Source organism: Novosphingobium sp. BF6, assembly GCF_058273105.1.
Genome location: NZ_CM177775.1, coordinates 2671487 through 2688536, shown reverse-complemented (window position 1 = coordinate 2688536; position 17050 = coordinate 2671487). Strand labels below are relative to the sequence as shown.

The following is a 17050-nucleotide window of genomic DNA, read 5'->3' as shown; positions in this document are numbered from 1 at the left end:
GGCTCAGGATGAGCGGGCTTCGACAGGCTCAGGATGAGCGGGCTTCGACAGGCTCAGGATGAGCGGAGGGGAGGATCAGGCTCGGCGGGATTGGAGGAATGTCCTCGCGGGCCCCGCTCAGGCTGAGCCTGTCGAAGCCCCTTCAGAACCGGGGCTCCAGCTTATCGATCCCGCCCATCCACGGCTTGAGCGCTTCCGGAACGAGCACCGAACCGTCTTCCTGCTGGTAGTTCTCCAGCACGGCGACGAGCGTGCGGCCGACCGCGAGGCCGGAGCCGTTGAGGGTGTGCAGGAACTCGGTCTTCTTCGAGCCTTCCGGCTTGAAGCGCGCGTTCATGCGTCGGGCCTGATAGTCGCCGCAGTTCGAGATCGAGCTGATCTCGCGGTAGGCGGCCTGACCCGGCAGCCAGACTTCGAGGTCGAAGGTCTTGCGCGCGGTCGCGCCCATGTCGCCCGAGCAGAGCAGGACCTTGCGATAGGGCAGTTCCAGCGCCTGAAGAATCGATTCGGCAGCGGCGACCATCTTCTCGTGCTCGGCTTCCGACTGTTCGGGCGGGCAGACGGTGACGAGTTCGACCTTTTCGAACTGGTGCTGGCGAATGAATCCGCGCGTGTCGCGGCCCGCCGCGCCCGCTTCCGAGCGGAAGCAGGGGGTGAGCGCGGTCATGCGCAGCGGCAGGGCTTCGAGATCGACGATCTCGTCCTGCACCGCGTTGGTCAGCGAGACTTCGGCGGTCGGGATCAGCCAGCGCCGATGTGTGGAGGCCTTTTGCTGTGCTTCTAGAACCGCAAAATAAGTTTTCCGCTTAGCTTCCTCGAATATCTTTTCGGAACTACCGGAAAACTCTTCCTCATCACGGACTTGATCGAGCGCGGCGTCAATTTCCTGTCGAATGGCGTCCCGATCGACGCCGATCCTGGTCATAAACAGGTCTTCCGCGAACTTGGGAAGCTGGCCGGTGCCGAACACGGCCTCGTCCTTCACCAGCAGCGGCACGATGCATTCCATGTAGCCGTTGGTGGCGGTCTGGGTGTCCAGCATGAACTGCGCGAGGGCGCGGTGCAGGCGGGCCATCTGGCCCTTCAGGAACGTGAACCGTGCGCCGGAGATTTTTGCGCCGGTCTCGAAATCGAGGCCGAGCGCCGGGCCGAGGTCGGCATGTTCCTTCGGTTCGAAGGCGAACGTGCCGGGCGTGCCCCATTTGGCGACTTCGAGGTTCTCGGTTTCGTCCGTGCCGTCGGGCACTTCGGCCACCGGGATATTGGGCAGGCCCGCCAGTGCGTTATGAAGCTGTGCGGAAAGCTCCTTCTCCTCGGCTTCGAGCGAGGGGAGGGTGTCCTTCAGCTGGGCGACTTCGGCCTTGAGCGCTTCGGCAGTGGCGGTGTCGCCCTGGCCCATGGCCTTGCCGATCGCCTTCGAGGCTTCGTTGCGGCGATTCTGCCCTTCCTGCATGCGCGTCGCGACCGAGCGGCGCTGCTCGTCGAGGGCGAGGATGTCGGCGGCCACGGGGGCAACCCCACGGCGGGCGAGGCCGGCGTCGAATCCTTCGGGATTCTCGCGGATAAGGCGGATATCGTGCATGGCGCGCGCTATGCCGTCTCAGGCCGGAAGGCGCAAGATTCGAGGCAGCAGATTTGGGGCGGCGGTCGGGCCTGGGGGAAACGGCGATCTTGGGGAACATGTCCGAAGACTTGAGCCATCTCGCGAAGGGGAGATGGTGGGCGCGGCAGGGATTGAACCTGCGACCCCACCCGTGTGAAGGGTGTGCTCTACCACTGAGCTACGCGCCCGCCGAATGGACCGTGTCCGTCGGGGAAGCGCGCCTCTAGATGAGTCGGATCGAATTGACAAGCGCCCATCTGCAATTAAATCGCGAGGGCATGACCGAAGAGACCAAGACCGGCGCCGACGTGCCGCCCGACCACCTCGCCATCAACCCGAAGAGCCCGTTCTTCGATGAGGACAAGCTGAAGCGCGGCGTGGGCATCCGCTTCAAGGGCACCGTGCGCACCAATGTCGAGGAATATTGCATTTCCGAAGGCTGGGTGCGCGTTCAGGCCGGCAAGACGCTGGACCGCAAGGGCAATCCGCTGACCGTCAAGCTCCAGGGGCCGGTCGAGGCCTGGTACGAAGACCTCGGCGAGGACGCGCCCGTCGCCAAGATCTGAGACACCATTCTCTTCAATAATTTCCGGCGATGATGTCGCCGATAGGGTCGCTTCGGCGGCCCTTCTTTTTGGCTGTCGCCGCCGCCGCCGTTGCCGTCTTGCCGGGCCTGTCGTTGTAGATGAAGCCCGAGACCGGCCAGTGCGTGGTGCCGAGGTTGTGGATCGGCTGATACCAAACGCGCACTTCGCTCCAGTCGTTGGCGGGGGAGACGTCGAGCACGGTGACGTTCTTCTCGATCCGTCCGCGCTGGCCCTCGATCGGCGACCAGTTGGCATGGCTGACCAGGATCGTGCGCGAATCGACCACCTTGCTGACCGTGGCGACATGGCCGAGCTGCGAATTCGCATAAGGCTCCATCGCCATGACGGCGCCGACGCGCGGGGCATGGCCGGTGGCGTAGCGGCCCGAGGCCTGCTTCCACCAGGTATGGGCGTCGCCGAAGATCTGGATGCCGGAAAGCTGCCGGGCATAGGGCACGCATTCGAGGTAATCCGGGCCTTTCGCGACGGCGGGACGGTCATCGTCCATGCCGGCAAGAGCGTCGTCGATGGCGGAACGGGCGCTTGCAGGCGCGAGCGTCGCGCCGGCCAGTCCCAGCATGATTGCGATCCGGTAACCCTTCATGCCCCTCAATTCGGCCCTGTCTGCTTGTGAGAATCCTTCGGGGGATGGTTAATCGCGAGGTAGGATTTTGTTCCCGCTGCATTGCGGAAATGCGAAAGTTCCCATTTGCGCGGAATTCGTCTAGGGGCCGGAATCCCTTATCGAGTTATAACATGTTACCCCAGGTGATCATCATCGGCCGACCGAACGTCGGCAAGTCCACGCTGTTCAACCGGCTCGTCGGCAAGAAGCTCGCGCTCGTCGACGATCAGCCGGGGGTCACGCGTGACCGCCGCTTCGGCGACGCCGAGCTGCTCGGCCTGAAATTCCAGATCGTCGATACGGCGGGTTGGGAAGACGACGAGGACCAGACGCTGCCCGGCCGCATGCGCAAGCAGACCGAAGCGGCGCTGGAAACCGCCGATGTGGCGCTGTTCGTGGTCGACGCGCGCGCCGGTCTGACCCCGCTGGACGAGGAAATCGGCCAGTGGCTGCGCGCCTCGACAGTGCCGGTGATCGTGCTGGCCAACAAGGCCGAAGGCCGTGCGGGCGAGGGCGGTGTGCTCGAAGCCTACTCGCTCGGCCTCGGCGATCCGATCACCTTCTCTGCCGAGCACGGCGTCGGCATTGCCGACCTGTTCGAATCGCTGCTGCCGCACCTCGAACCGCTCCAGCCCGAAGAGCCGGAGTTCCCCGAGGAAGAGGACGAGGAAGCGCTGCTGCGCCGTCCGCTCAAGCTGGCGGTCGTCGGCCGTCCGAATGCGGGCAAGTCGACGCTCATCAATCGCATCCTCGGCGAAGACCGCCTGCTCACCGGGCCGGAAGCGGGGATCACCCGCGATTCGATCACCGTGGACTGGGAGTGGACCGACCCCAAGACGCAGGAAGTCCGCCAGGTCAGCCTGATCGACACCGCAGGCATGCGCAAGCGCGCCAATGTGACCGAGAAGCTGGAGCGCATGGCCGTGGCCGACGCGCGCCATGCGATCGACTTCGCCGAAGTGGTCGTGCTGCTGCTCGATGCCACGCGCGGGCTGGAGCATCAGGACCTCACCATCGCCTCGAAGGTGCTCGAAGAGGGCCGCGCGCTGATCATCGCAATCAACAAGTGGGACGTGGCGGAAGGCCCGTCCGGGCTGTTCAACGGCATTCGCGGCGCCCTCGACGAAGGTCTGGCGCAGGTGCGCGGCGTGCCGTTGCTGGCGGTTTCGGCGCGGACCGGCAAGGGCATCGACGATCTGATCGCCACCGGCTTCTCGATCCGCGAAGCCTGGAGCAAGCGCGTGCCGACCGCCGCGCTCAACCGCTGGTTCGACGATGCGCTCTCGGCCAATCCGCCGCCGGCACCGGGCGGCAAGCGCATCAAGCTGCGCTACATCACCCAGGCCAAGACCCGCCCGCCGGGCTTCGTGCTGTTCGGTACGCGTCTGGACCTGCTGCCGGAAAGCTATCGTCGCTACCTGATCAACGGCATGCGCCGCGAGCTGGGCTTCGAGGCTGTGCCGATCCGGCTCAACTTGCGGATGCCGAAAAACCCCTTCGCCAAGTAAGCAAAATGCCGCCGGAGATGATCTCCGGCGGCATTTTTCGTGTCAGGACGGATGCGCCGCGGTTTCCGCATCCGATAGCGGCGCTTCGGCGCGTTCCTCCGCCACCTCTATGGCGTCGGGTTCGAGCATGCCGTCGCTGTTCTTGATCTCGCGCATCAGCGTCCAGACGGCGATGAACAGCGCGGCGATCACCGGGCCGACGATGAAGCCGTTGAGGCCGAAGATCTGCAGGCCTGCCAGCGTCGCGATCAGCACCACGAAGTCTGGCATGCGGGTGTCGCGCCCGACCAGGATCGGGCGCAGGATATTGTCGATCATGCCGATCACGAAGAGGCCGCAGAAGGCCAGCACCCCGCCCTGCCACATATGGCCGGTCGCCAGCAGGTAGGCCGACATCGGCACCCAGACGAGGCCGGTGCCGACCGCGGGTAGCAGCGAGAAGAAGCCCATCATCACCCCCCAGAGCAGCGAGCCCTGGATGCCCAGCAGCGAGAAGATCGTGCCGCCGACTAGCCCCTGCGCCACGGCAACGACCACCGTGCCCTTCATCGTCGCCCGCACGACGACGACGAAATTGGCGACGAGCCGGTCGCGGAGGTGCGGGCGCAGCGGCATGGCGTCGCGGATCAGCGCGCCGTAGCGGTCGCCGTCGCGCAGCAGGAAGAAGGTGAGGTAGAGCATCACGCCCAGCGCCGCGAGGAAGCTCAAGGCGCCCTGGCCGACCGAGAGCAGCCGCGCGGCGAGGCCCTGCAACCCGTTGGCGATGCCCGCGCCGAACTGGCGGCGCAAGTTCTCGAAATCGGCGAGGCCGTAGCGGTCTACCAGGCGTTCCAGCGATTCCGGCACGGCGGCGCGGACTTGTTCGAGCATGCGGGGAATGTCGATCTGGCCGCCGCGCACCTGATCGTAGATGTTCGAGACTTCCTGCACGAGGCTGACGCCCAGCAGGATCGTCGGGATGATGAACAGCGCCAGCAGTGCCAGCAGCATGAGGCCCGCCGCCAGGCTCTTGCGCCCGCCGAGGGCGGTCGCGAGCTTCGCGGTCAGCGGCTGGAACAGGATCGCGGCGACCACGCCCCAGAGCACGGCGCCGAAATAGGGCAGCAGCAGCCAGGCAAATGCGGCGGTGACGAGAATGACGAGGACGCCGAAGCCATAGTCCTCGATGGTGTAGGGGGGACGTTCAGGTTGCTCCATGCCTCGCGTCTTAGCATGATTTCGCCTTGGACAAGGCCGCTGGCCGAGGTGACTGGATTTTTCACGAAGTCTGGATTTTTCAGGAAGCCTGGGCAAGACAGGGCCATCCGCCTTTCGAGCAGGAGTTTTCCATTTTGCCCAGTAATCTGGCCCCCCGCCCGGCCTCGCGCCCGGCTTTCCGTCTGGCCGCTCTCGCGCTGGCCTGCGCCGTCGTTCCGCTCTCGTCCGCCTTTGCTGCGGATGCGGCGCCTGCGACCAAGGGACCGGAGCGGGGCTTCACCCCCGACGACCTGTTCAAGCTGGCCGGCGCCACCGACCCGCAAATCTCGCCGGACGGCAGCCGCATCGCCTATGTCCGCGCCGCCGCAGACGTGATGACCGACAAGGTCGTGCCGTCGATCTGGCTGGTCGATGCCGCCAGCGGCGTGCAGCGCCCGCTCGTCACCGGCGCCGGTGCGCATTTCTCGCCGCGCTGGTCGCCGGACGGCAAGCGACTGGCCTACGTGTCGAGCGACGGCAGCGGCGCGCCGCAGCTCTATGTGCTCTGGCTGGACGGCGGCGCCAAGGTCAAGGTGACGGGTCTTCCCGACAGTCCGGGCAGCCTCTCGTGGTCGCCGGACGGCACCCGGATCGCCTATACCATGCGGGTGCCGGGCGAGGGGCTCAAGATGGGTTCGCAACCGTCCAATCGCCCGGAAGGCGCGCAGTGGGCCGAACCGCTTCAGGTGATCGACCGCGTGACCTACCGCTTCGACGGTGGCGGTTATGCGCAGCCGGGATACGACCACATCTTCGTGGTCTCGGCCGACGGCGGCGCGCCGCGCCAGCTGACCTTCGGCGATTTCGACGATGGCGGCCCGCTGTCCTGGACCCCGGATGGCAAGCGCATCGTCTTCAGCGCGAACCGCCACGACAACTGGCAGCACGACATCAACAATTCCGAAGTCTACGCGCTCGATCTCGCCAGCGGCGCGGTGACGGCGCTGACCTCGCGCAACGGTCCGGATTCCGGCGCGAAAGTTTCGCCTGACGGCAAGCACATCGCCTATCTCGGCTATGATGACGTGAATCGTTCCTACGAGAATTCCGACCTCTATGTGATGAACAGCGACGGTTCGGGCTCGCGGCTGCTCACCAAGGGCTTCGACCATTCGATCGACGCGCTCGACTGGGCGGGCAATGCGGCGATCATGGTGCAGTACGACGACCATGCAAAGACTTACGTGGCCCGCGTTGGCCTCGACGGTTCGCGCAAGAACGTGGTCGAGGGTCTCAGCCCCGGCGACCACTTCGACCGGCCTTATACCGGCGGCGCCTTCAGTGTCTCGAAGAACGGGCGGGTGACCTATACTTCTGGCACCACCCAGCGTCCCGCCGATCTCTGGGTCAGTAATGGCGGGGCAGGGCGCAAGCTGACCGATCTCAACGGCACCTGGCTCGATGCCAAGGCCCTCGCGCCAGTGCGCAAGCTGGCGGTGACCGCTCCCGATGGCCGCGCGATCGACGCCTGGCTGGTGACGCCGCCGGGTCTTGCGCCGGGCCAGAAGGCGCCGCTGATCCTCGAAATCCACGGCGGACCGAACACCGCCTATGCGCCGGGCTTCGCGACCGATTACCAGCTCTACGCGGCGCACGGTTATGCGGTGCTCTATACCAACCCGCGCGGGAGCACCTCCTACGGCGAGGAATTCGCCAACCTGATCGACCGTGCCTATCCCGGCACCGACTACGACGACCTGATCGCCTCGGTCGATGCCGCGATCGCGGACGGGGTGGCCGATCCCAACAACCTCTTCGTTACCGGCGGTTCGGGCGGCGGCGTGCTGACCGCGTGGATCGTCGGCAAGACCGACCGCTTCAAGGCGGCGGTGACGCAGAAGCCGGTCATCAACTGGATCAGCGAGGCGCTGACGATGGACGCCACGCCGTTCACCTCGCGCTACTGGTTCGACAAGAAGCCCTGGGAAGACCCCATGGAATACTGGCGTCGCTCGCCGTTGAGCCTGGTCGGCAACGTCAAGACGCCGACGATGGTGGTCGTTGGCTCGGAAGACTTCCGCACCCCGGTCAGCGAGGCCGAGCAGTATTACGCGGCGCTCCAGATTCGCGGCGTGCCGACGGCGCTGGTCAAGGTGCCGGGGGCGAGCCACGGCGGCATTGCCGCGCGGCCCTCGCAATCAGCGGCCAAGGCTTCGGCGATCCTAGCATGGTTCGACAAGTACCGGACCGATAAGATACAGACCGGCAAGACCGCTCCGGCAGCGGAAGCTAAGTAAGCGAAAGTTCGGCGGCGAGCAGGGCGACCAGCTCCGCCGCCGGCATCGCGCGGGACAACGGCGCGCCCTGTCCCGCCCATTGCGCGCCAAAGCGCGTCTCGCCGCGCGCTTTCGCGGCGGCGTTGAGCGCCTTTCCGGCATGGTAGGTGCGCGGATAGGCGGGGAAGGGCGGCAGGTCGGCCCGCTCTCCGAATTCCGTGAAACGATTGGCGAGGCAGCGCGCGGGGCGCCCCGAGATCGCCCGCGTCATCGTCGTGTGCTGCGCGGCGTCGGACGCGAGCAGCGTGCGATAGCCCGCATCGGCGCTGCTTTCCGGACAGGCGATGAAGGCCGTGCCAAGCTGCGCGGCCACTGCGCCGAGATCGAGCGCGGCGCGGATACCGGCGCCGTCCATGATGCCGCCTGCGGCGATCACCGGCAGTTTGCCCCACGCGACCAGCAGGCGGGTCAGCGCGAAAGTGCCGAGCCGGTCGTCCGGCGCATCGGGGTCGAACATGCCGCGATGGCCGCCCGCTTCCCAGCCTTGCGCCACGAGCACGTCGATCCCCGCCGTCAGCGAAAGCTCCGCTTCGGCCAGACTGGTGACGCTGCCGAGGAGCAGGCAATCCGCCCGCTTGAGCGCTGCGATGGTGGCCGCATCGGGCAGCCCGAAATGGAAGCTGACGACGGCGGGTTTCGTTTCGAGCACGACATCGAGCATGGCCGCATTGCCTGCGAAGCTCTCGTAGATCGTCTCCAGTGCGACGGGGGGCTGGGCATCATACCCGGCAAAGACGGGCGTGAGCACGTCCAGCCAAGCCGCTTCGCCTGAAGGATCGGGCTGCGGCGTCTCGTGCACGAAGAGGTTGAGATTGAAGGGCCGCGCGGTGCGGCTGCGAAGGTCGGCGATCTGGCGCCGGGCCTCGTCGGGGGCGATGGCCCCGAGGGCGAGCGAGCCGAGCGCTCCGGCATCGCAGACTGCGGCGGCGAGGGCGGGGGTGGACGTGCCCGCCATCGGCGCCTGTATCAGGGGTTTCGAAAGGCCGAGGCGCGCGAGAAAGTCCATGTCCGGGAATACCTTTTCGCGCGCCGTCCGGACTTACTCTCCCTCGCCCGCCGGCTTGCTCTGTAGCTGGCAGTAGTTCTGGATGCCCATGCGCTCGATCATGTCGAACTGCTTTTCGAGGAAGTCGACGTGCTCTTCCTCGCTTTCGAGGATGCGAGCGAAGATTTCGCGGCTGACGAAGTCACGCACGGTCTCGCAGTGGGCGATGGCGTCCTTGAGCAGCGGGATTGCGTCATGTTCGAGCGCGAGGTCGGCCTTCAGGATTTCCTCGACGCTTTCGCCGATGCGCAGCTTGCCGAGGGCCTGGAAGTTGGGGAGGCCGTCGAGGTAGAGAATGCGGTCGGCCAGCACGTCGGCGTGCTTCATCTCGTCGATCGATTCGTGGCGCTCGTATTCGGCGAGCTTCTTGATGCCCCAGTTGTCGAGCATGCGGTAGTGCAGCCAGTACTGGTTGATCGCGGTCAGCTCGTTGAAGAGCGCCTTGTTGAGAAAATCGATGACCTGCTGGTCGCCCTTCATGGGAATACTCCTGAATCTGTTCGGGCGGTTTATGGCCTTTCCTGCCCCACAAGGCAAGCAGGCACGCGAAAACACCCGGCCGAAGCCAGGTGTAACCCGCCTTGTTGCAGGGTCAGGCTGCTGCGCTCAGCGGCGCGTTGGCGCTTGCCGATTCCTCGGCGATAATGTCTTCGGCATCGTCCAGGCACTGTCCGCACTGCGGTGCATGTCCGAGAGCGCCGTAGAGCGCTGTCGCATCGCCGCGGCAGCAGCGGGCGACGGTGCGCAGGTCGGTCTCACGAATGGCATTGCAGATACAAACGTACATGGTGCGATCCTCTTGAGGACCATCATATGCAAATGCAAATGGATCGCAATAGCGGAGTTGATTTTTCTCTCAAACTACTGCCGCACGGCGGTTTTTCAGCCGTTTTTGCAAGGTAAGGCAGCGCCAGAGCAGCTCAAGCGGGCCTCGGCGATAGCGACTCAGCCAGGCCGCGCTCCAGGTCAGCATCATGATCCAGCCGAGCAGGACAAAGGCCCATTGCCCGGCCGGGCCCACCTTGCCGAACAGGTTCAGGCCCCAGCCGTAGAACAGGCCGCACATGAGCAGGGTGGTGCCGATATAGTTGGTGAAGGCCACCCGCCCCGTCGCGACGATCCGCTGGCCGAGCCGGGTCTCGATCAGGCGCGGCGTCGCCCATAGGAGCAGGGCGGCATAGCCCAGCGCCAGAAGCAGATGCGCGGGCCAGAGCGCTTCGCCGAGCAGCATGGCCATGGCGATCGGCGGGAAATGGCGCGGCCAGGCCCAGGCGAGCACCAGCAGGGTGAGGCCAAGTCCGATGGCGGTCGCACCGATTCGCAGGCGCTTCATCCAGTGCGCCGGCCAGTCTCCGGCGAAGAACCCGCTCCGTAGCAGCACTACGCCGAGCAGCATCAGCGGCAAGACTTCGCTCCAGGCATGGGCGGTCATGGTGAAGAGCCAGAACGGATCGCCGCGCAGCTTGGAGAGCGCGATATCGAGGAAACCCGCGCGATAGAGCCGTATCTGCCCCGCCGTATTGGCGTGGTAGAGATCGAGCCGCGCCAGCACTTCCCGGTGCTGCGCCGCGCTCGCGGTGCCGAAACGGACTGCTTCTTCCGCGCGGGCGAGGGGCAGCATCGACCACAAGTCCACCACCGTCGCAGTGACGATGATCCCGGCGGCAACGCCCAACAGCACCGCGCAGGGCTGGCGTCGCAGGAACAGCACCGCAATCCCGCAGCAGGCGTAGACGAACAGGATGTCGCCCCACCACAGCAGCAGGTAATGGAGTGTGCCGAACACCATCAGCCAGCAGAGACGGCGAAACTGTAGCAGGTCCCCGTCCTGCCCGGCGGCGTCCATGCGCGTGCACTGAAGGGCGATGCCCGCGCCGAACAGCATGGCGAAAAGCGCCCGCATCTTGCCCTCGAAGAACAGGAAGCCGAAAGCCCAGGCGGCCTCGTCGGGCAGAGTGGCGCGGGCGGGAAAGTCCGGCGTCAGCGCGCCCGGGCTGGGTCCGGCGAACCCGGATATGTTGATGGCGAGAATGCCCAGCACGGCCACGCCGCGGATAAGGTCGAGCGTCGCCAGCCGTCCTCCCGCATCGGGTGGCCGCCATGACATCGACGCGCGTGTAGCTGTTCGGGCGTTTTCGCCCGTGATCGCTTCCAGCATTCCCTGTCTCCCTGCGCGGGAGAGTAAGCGATCAGATGTGCCTCGTCCACGACGACCGGCGCGGACCTTTGAAAACTACGAGATGACGATGCATTCGTGGCCCGAGGCCTTGAGTGCGCCGCAGGCCTTGTCCGCCTGCGCCTTGCTGGCGAATCCGGCGGCATAGAGCTTGGTGAGCTTTCCGGCGGGAACGAGCTGGCGTTTCGCACCGGTCATTTCCGGGCGTTTCGCCAGCGATGCCCAGAGCCTTTCGGCATTGCCGGGAACGCCGAAAGCTCCGAGCTGGAGTCGCCAGACGCCGCCGCTCGCGGCTACCGGGGCAGGGCGGGGCGGGGCTTTGGGGGCCGGTTTCGGTGCGGGTGGCGGAGAGGATTGCGCAACGGCCACTTTCGGAGGTGCCTTCGCCGGAGTTTTCGCCGGAGCCGGGGGCGCTGGGCGAGCGATCACGGGCAGGGTGTAGTCAGCGCCCGCGCGGGCCGGGCTTTCGGGGGCGGCGGCGACACGCGGTGCCGCTACGGCGCGGGGAACGGTGCCGAGTTCCGCCCCGGTTGCCTCGCTCACGCGGGTCGCGTCGGCCTGTGCGGTGAGCTGGGCGGCGAGGGCGACGCTCTTCTGCCGGTCTGCCAGCGAAATATGCTCGTCCATCTGCGCGAGCGCGCCGGTGGCCTGCACCAGACCCGCGCGCTGCGCCATGCTGACGAGGGCATAGGCGCGCACCCAGTCCTTTTCCACGACGTCGCCGTTGAAATGCGCCAGCCCGAGGATGTACTCCGCCCGTGCATCGCCGCGTGCGGCGGAACTGCGGATATAGGGCATGGCCTGCGCCCGCTCGCCACGCTGGAACAGGAGCAGGCCATAAGTGTCCGAGGCCTGGACATGGCCTTGCGCGGCGGCCTTGCCGTAAAGCGCTTCCGCCTTGCCGAGATCGACCGGCACCCCGCGTCCCAGCTTGTAGGCCTGGGCGAGGTTGAACTGGGCATCGGCATCGCCCTTGTCGGCCAGCGGCCTCCACTGCTGCACTGCGGCGGCGTAGTGGCCTGCGGTCCACGAATCCACTCCGGCCTTTACGTCCGCGAGGACGGGCGCGGCGGCGAGGCTGACGGCGAAGGCAAGGGGCACGAGACCCAGCGAAAGGGAGCGTCGATTTTTCCGCACGTCGGCCAGCCTCTAATTCCTGGTTCTGGTCCGGCCGTGGAAGCGAAAGTTCCTGCCGGAATGCTCTGGTAAGTCGCAGAATGGCCGGGGAAGAGCGAAAATCACGTTAATTCCGACGCTATAAAGAGCGACCGATCCTGCCAAAACGGCGCGTAACCGGCATAGGGGGGTTAACCCTAAATTAGGAACGATCTGCGATCCAGCTTCTTGTGAGGCGCCGATTTTTCTACGGCGCTCAGGGGGTAACGGCTTTGCGCGTACTGGCATTGGCATCGCAGAAAGGTGGTTCGGGCAAGACCACGCTTTCCGGTCACCTCGCCGTGCAGGCACAGCGCGCCGGTGCCGGGCCGGTCGTGCTGATCGACATCGATCCGCAAGGCTCGCTAGCCGACTGGTGGAACGAGCGCGAGGCCGAATACCCCGCCTTCGCGCAGACCACCGTGGCTCGTCTGGCCAATGACTTGCAGGCGCTGCGCCAGCAGGGCTTCAAGCTGGCCGTCATCGATACCCCGCCCGCCATCACCATGGCGATCCAGAGCGTGATCTCGGTCGCCGAACTGATCGTCGTGCCGACCCGCCCCAGCCCGCACGACTTGCGCGCCGTCGGCGCCACCGTCGATCTCTGCGAGCGCGCGGGCAAGCCGCTGATCTTCGTGGTCAACGCCGCGACGCCCAAGGCCCGCATCACCGCCGAGGCCGCCGTCGCGCTGTCGCAGCACGGCACCGTCGCGCCGGTCACGCTGCACCAGCGCACCGACTTCGCCGCCTCGATGATCGACGGCCGCACCGTCATGGAAGTCGATCCGAACGGCCGTTCCGCGCAGGAAGTGACCGCGCTGTGGAACTACGTTTCCGATCGGCTCGAACGCAATTTCCGCCGCACCGTGTTCTCGGCGCCGGGCCTCACCGGCCAGCCCGTCATGCCCGGTGCACCGCGCCCGGTCGGCGGCTTCGGACGCCGGATCACCGGGGGCGTCGCAGGGGCATGACGATGAAGGCCAATCTCCGTCTGCGCCATGCAGGGCTCGCGATCTGCACCGCCATGGGCGCCGTGCTGCTGGTGAGCTGCGCCGGACAGGCACCTTTCGCCCGTGCCGGTTCATCGGCGGCCCCCGGCGAACCCGCCGACAAGGACCTCTCCCGCGCCGAACAGCGAGTCGCCCGCTCGCCGCGCGATGCCTCGGCCCGTGCCGCGCTTGCCCAGAGCTATCTCGCCGCCGGGCGCTTCGATTCGGCGGCAACGACTTTCGAGGATGCCATTTCGCTGGGCGATCAAAGCCCGCGTACCGGCCTCAGCACTGCGCTTGCCTATATCGGTGCCGGGCGCGGAGCGGAGGCCATGGCCGTGCTCCAGCGCTTTCGCAACGGCATCTCCGCCAGCGACTACGGCCTCGCCGTGGCCCTTGCCGGACGCCCGGATGCAGGTGTGGATATCCTGACCGACGTGGTGCGCGGCGGCGAGAACACGCCCAAGGCGCGCCAGAACCTCGCCTATGCCTATGCCCTCGACGGACGCTGGCGCGAGGCGCGGCTTATCGCCTCGCAGGACGTTCCCGCCGACCAGCTCGACGCGCGCCTCGGCGAGTGGGCGAAAGCGGCCCGCCCCGACCAGTCGCGCGCGCGGATCGCCGGACTGATCGGCGCGCCGCTGCGTTCCGATCCCGGACAGCCCACGATGCTCGCGCTGAACGCACCTGCCGCCGCGCCGCAGTTCGCGAAGGCCGAAATTCCCGCGCCCGCGCCTGAGGCCGAATTGCCGCCTGTGCAGAGTGGCGAAAGTTTCTGGGGCGCCTATCAGCCGCAGGACGAAGCGCCCGTGCCGCCGCCCGCCCCTGCGCGTGCTGCCGTGCGTCCGGCGCCGAAGCCTGCCGCGCCCAAGGTCGCCGTTTCGGGCACGCACCTCGTCCAGCTCGGCTCGTTCCGGACGATGGACGGTGCTAAAAAGGCCTGGGGTATTTTCCAGTCGCGCAATCCTGCGCTAAAAGGGCATGATCTACGCATCACCGAGGCGAAAGTGAACGGTCTGACCTACTACCGCGTCGCGGCGGGCGGGTTCGACCAGCGCACGGCGCAGTCTGTCTGCTCCAGCTTGCGGCAGAGCGGCAATGCCTGCCTTGCCTACGCGCAGCAGCGGCCTCTGCCCGGCAATGTCCGGATGAGCCAGACCCGCCGCGCCGAGCTTTGAAGTTTCCGCGAGGTCGTTGCCTCGCATCTGAGTTCCATGTGAACTAAACGGCTCCTGTCTTCGGACAGGGGCCGTCTTTTTTGGTTTCAGGGAAGTTAAAAAAGTGAAAGTCCTGGGGGATGATCCCCAGACCCTCGGAATTGGCGACGTTGTGCGCGACCTATCCGTCGTGCGCTCCCCGCGGCGCAGCCATTATGTCTCCCGACCCAGCCATGAGCGCGCAACGGAGTTGGTCCGCGTGACCTAGACATTATTGGGGGTGCAGGGGGGCTATGCTCCCCTGCTTTATCCCTTCTCTTACTTGGCCTTAACGGCAACGCCGCCCTTGAACAGCGCCAGCACGCGCCCCTGCACGGGTTGCTTGTCGAACGGCGTATTCCCGGCCGCAGCCGCCATCTTGTCCGAATCGACGATCCACGGACGGTCGGCATCGATCACGGCGATATCCGCCTCGGCCCCGACTTCGAGCTTGCCCGCATTGACGCCGAGCAGCCGTGCCGGGTTGGTGGCGAGCAGTTCGAAGGCGCGCGAGAGCGAGATCACGCCGTCGCGCACGAGGTTCATCGTCAGCGGCAGCAGTGTTTCCGCGCCTGCCATGCCCGGTGCGGAGTCCGCGAAGGGCAGGCGTTTGTCCTCGGGGCCGCGCGGGTCGTGGCCGGAGGCGATGACGTCGATCGTGCCGTCACCCACGGCGGCGATCACGGCCTTGCGGTCGTCTTCCGAGCGCAGCGGCGGGGAGAGGTGGGCGAAAGTGCGGAAGCCCGCGAGGGCGAGGTCCGAGAGCATGAAGTAGGCGGGCGTGACGCCTGCCGTGACTTTCAGCCCGCGATCCTTGGCGCGGCGCACGAGGTCTAGGCCTTTGGCGGTCGTGACCTTGCGGAAGTGGATGGCGGCGCCTGCCAGTTCGGCCAGGGCGATGTCGCGCGCGATGGCGAGGGCTTCGGCTTCGGCGGGCGCGGAGGGCAGGCCGAGGCGGGTGGCCATCTCGCCCGAGGTGGCAACGGCCTTGCCGGTGATCCCGGCGTCCTCGGGGTGGGTGAGCACGACCATGCCGAGCATGCCGGTGTACTGGAGCAGGCGCAGCATCGTGCCTGAATCGCCGATCCACTGGCGTCCGGTGGTGACGGCCTTCGCCCCGGCGTCGCGCATCAGGGCGATTTCGGCGAGGGCCTTGCCTTCGAGGTTCTGGGTGGCGGCGGCGAGCGGGTGGACCCAGAGGTCCGGCTTGCCCGACTGGGCCGCGAAGCGGACGCGCGCGGGCACGTCGAGCGGCGGGTTCTGGTCGGGCATCAGCGCGGCGCGGGTGATGCCGCCGAAGTGGAAGGCGGGCTTGTCGATGGCGAAGACGCCGATGTCGACGAGGCCGGGGGCGATCAGCTTGCCGCGCGCGTCGTGGACTTCGTCGCCGGGCTGGGGCGTGACATCGGCGCCGAGGGCGGTGATGAAGCCGCCTTCGCTGCGCAGCGCGCCGGGGACGATGGTGCCGTCGGGAAGGACCAGCTTGCCGCCAGTGACGGTCAGGGGGGCGTTGTTGCTCATGCCCAGCCCTCCACACCGCGCGCTCTTCGGGTCAGCACTTCGAGGCAGGCCATGCGCATGGCGACGCCCATTTCGACCTGGGTGGTGATCTGCGAGCGACCGACGAGGTCGGCGACATTGCTGTCGATCTCGATGCCGCGGTTCATCGGGCCGGGGTGCATGACGAGGGCATTGCTTTCCGCCTTGGCGAGGCGCTCCAGCGAGAGGCCGTAGAGGTGGCGATATTCGCGCGGGGAGGGGATGAACTGGCCTTCCATGCGTTCGAGCTGGAGGCGCAGCATCATCACCACGTCGGCGCCCTTCAGCGCCGCGTCGAAGTCGTGGAAGACCTGCACGTTCATCCGCTCGATATCGGCGGGCAGCAGCGCGGGCGGCGCGCAGACGCGCACTTCGGCGCCCAGCGAGTTGAGCGCGAGGATGTTCGAGCGGGCGACGCGGCTGTGCAGGATGTCGCCGCAGATGGTGACGCGCAGGCCGTTGAAGGCGCGCTTGTTCTGACGGATGGTCAGGGCGTCGAGCAGGGCCTGGGTCGGGTGCTCGTGCTGGCCGTCACCGGCGTTGAGCACCGGGCAGTCGACGAGGTTCGAGATCAGGTGCACCGCGCCCGAACTGGCATGGCGGATGACGATGGCATCGGCGCGCATGGCGTTGAGAGTCCATGCCGTGTCGATCAGGGTCTCGCCCTTCTTCACGCTGGAATTGGCGACGGCCATGTTGACCACGTCGGCGCCGAGGCGCTTGCCGGCGATCTCGAAGCTCAGCAGCGTGCGCGTCGAATTCTCGAAGAAGGCGTTGATAATCGTCAGGCCGGAGAGAAGGTCGCGGCGTTTCTGCGTGCCGCGGTTCAGCTCCACCCATTGCTGGGCCTCGTCGAGGAGGAACATGATCTCGTGCGGGGCCAGGCCGCCGATGCCCACGAGGCTGCGGTGCGGGAAGGCTGCGGAGCCTTCCGGATATATGAATTCTGGAGCTGTCATCGAAGACAAGGCCTTAGGCACGGGGCGGAGTCGGCTCAAGTGGTTTGTTGCGTGAGGAACCATCTCCGTCCTGCGGTTTTGCTCGGGATACCTTTGCGGAGGGTTGAGCACACCCTTCACACGGGTGGGGTCTATCGTTTCGGCCATGACCTGCTT

15 protein-coding genes and 1 tRNA gene are annotated in these 17050 nt (G+C 66.5%); 5 read left to right on the top strand and 11 right to left on the bottom strand.

Annotated elements, in window-relative coordinates; all coding sequences use genetic code 11:
• Positions 1-142: 142 nt before the first annotated feature.
• Both serS and AC4D6D_RS13170 read right to left on the bottom strand, forming a co-directional pair.
• Positions 143-1582, bottom strand: a complete 1440-nt coding sequence (gene serS / locus AC4D6D_RS13175; protein ID WP_491325657.1) for a serine--tRNA ligase — start codon at positions 1580-1582, stop codon at positions 143-145.
• 134 nt (positions 1583-1716) lie between these two features.
• Positions 1717-1791, bottom strand: a tRNA-Val gene (locus AC4D6D_RS13170).
• Positions 1792-1881: 90 nt separating this feature from the next.
• On the opposite strand from AC4D6D_RS13170, the gene AC4D6D_RS13165 reads away from it, so the two are divergent.
• A complete protein-coding gene (locus AC4D6D_RS13165; protein ID WP_147215711.1) occupies positions 1882-2169 on the top strand; it encodes a DUF3297 family protein in 288 nt (95 codons plus the stop codon).
• A gap of 13 nt (positions 2170-2182) precedes the next feature.
• Here the strand turns inward: AC4D6D_RS13165 and AC4D6D_RS13160 are convergent, their stop codons facing one another.
• Positions 2183-2770: a CHAP domain-containing protein gene (locus AC4D6D_RS13160; RefSeq protein ID WP_491325656.1), complete on the bottom strand. Its 588-nt coding sequence runs from the start codon at positions 2768-2770 to the stop codon at positions 2183-2185.
• Positions 2771-2946: 176 nt separating this feature from the next.
• Between AC4D6D_RS13160 and der the strand changes: the two genes are divergently transcribed.
• The gene (der, locus tag AC4D6D_RS13155) at positions 2947-4323 is read left to right on the top strand and encodes a ribosome biogenesis GTPase Der (protein WP_147215707.1); all 1377 of its coding nucleotides are present in this window, start codon (positions 2947-2949) and stop codon (positions 4321-4323) included.
• A 42-nt stretch (positions 4324-4365) separates the two neighbouring features.
• Here der and AC4D6D_RS13150 read toward each other — a convergent pair whose 3' ends face one another.
• Positions 4366-5520 carry an AI-2E family transporter gene (locus AC4D6D_RS13150; RefSeq protein ID WP_491325655.1) on the bottom strand — a complete coding sequence of 385 codons (1155 nt, stop codon included), beginning with the start codon at positions 5518-5520 and terminating at the stop codon, positions 4366-4368.
• 134 nt (positions 5521-5654) lie between these two features.
• Here AC4D6D_RS13150 and AC4D6D_RS13145 point away from each other — a divergent pair, with 134 nt between their 5' ends.
• Positions 5655-7796 (top strand): prolyl oligopeptidase family serine peptidase, encoded by a 2142-nt coding sequence (locus AC4D6D_RS13145; protein ID WP_491325654.1) that lies wholly within the window; start codon positions 5655-5657, stop codon positions 7794-7796.
• Here the strand turns inward: AC4D6D_RS13145 and AC4D6D_RS13140 are convergent.
• From AC4D6D_RS13140 to AC4D6D_RS13120, 5 genes are all read right to left on the bottom strand, one after another.
• Positions 7789-8841 (bottom strand): NAD(P)H-dependent flavin oxidoreductase, encoded by a 1053-nt coding sequence (locus AC4D6D_RS13140; RefSeq protein ID WP_491325653.1) that lies wholly within the window; start codon positions 8839-8841, stop codon positions 7789-7791. The two genes, AC4D6D_RS13145 and AC4D6D_RS13140, sit on opposite strands and share 8 nt — an antisense overlap.
• Positions 8842-8874: 33 nt before the next feature.
• Entirely contained in the window at positions 8875-9360 is a 486-nt protein-coding gene (gene bfr / locus AC4D6D_RS13135) for a bacterioferritin (RefSeq protein WP_147215701.1), read from the bottom strand.
• Between the two features lie 112 nt (positions 9361-9472).
• On the bottom strand, positions 9473-9667 hold the full coding sequence (locus tag AC4D6D_RS13130; RefSeq protein WP_086493477.1) for a (2Fe-2S)-binding protein: 195 nt from the start codon (positions 9665-9667) through the stop codon (positions 9473-9475).
• A gap of 69 nt (positions 9668-9736) precedes the next feature.
• Positions 9737-11038 (bottom strand): DUF418 domain-containing protein, encoded by a 1302-nt coding sequence (locus AC4D6D_RS13125; RefSeq protein ID WP_491325652.1) that lies wholly within the window; start codon positions 11036-11038, stop codon positions 9737-9739.
• 75 nt (positions 11039-11113) lie between these two features.
• Positions 11114-12157: an SPOR domain-containing protein gene (locus AC4D6D_RS13120; protein WP_491325651.1), complete on the bottom strand. Its 1044-nt coding sequence runs from the start codon at positions 12155-12157 to the stop codon at positions 11114-11116.
• 287 nt (positions 12158-12444) lie between these two features.
• On the opposite strand from AC4D6D_RS13120, the gene AC4D6D_RS13115 reads away from it, so the two are divergent.
• Both AC4D6D_RS13115 and AC4D6D_RS13110 read left to right on the top strand, forming a co-directional pair.
• A complete protein-coding gene (locus AC4D6D_RS13115) occupies positions 12445-13182 on the top strand; it encodes a ParA family protein (RefSeq protein WP_147215922.1) in 738 nt (245 codons plus the stop codon).
• A 2-nt stretch (positions 13183-13184) separates the two neighbouring features.
• On the top strand, positions 13185-14378 hold the full coding sequence (locus AC4D6D_RS13110; protein ID WP_491325650.1) for an SPOR domain-containing protein: 1194 nt from the start codon (positions 13185-13187) through the stop codon (positions 14376-14378).
• 297 nt (positions 14379-14675) lie between these two features.
• On the opposite strand, the gene AC4D6D_RS13105 is transcribed toward AC4D6D_RS13110, so the two are convergent.
• Positions 14676-15917 (bottom strand): dihydroorotase, encoded by a 1242-nt coding sequence (locus tag AC4D6D_RS13105; RefSeq protein ID WP_491325649.1) that lies wholly within the window; start codon positions 15915-15917, stop codon positions 14676-14678.
• Positions 15914-16894 (bottom strand): aspartate carbamoyltransferase catalytic subunit, encoded by a 981-nt coding sequence (locus tag AC4D6D_RS13100; protein ID WP_491325648.1) that lies wholly within the window; start codon positions 16892-16894, stop codon positions 15914-15916. The genes AC4D6D_RS13105 and AC4D6D_RS13100 overlap by 4 nt, the downstream gene beginning before the upstream one ends.
• Positions 16895-17050 lie beyond the last annotated feature (156 nt).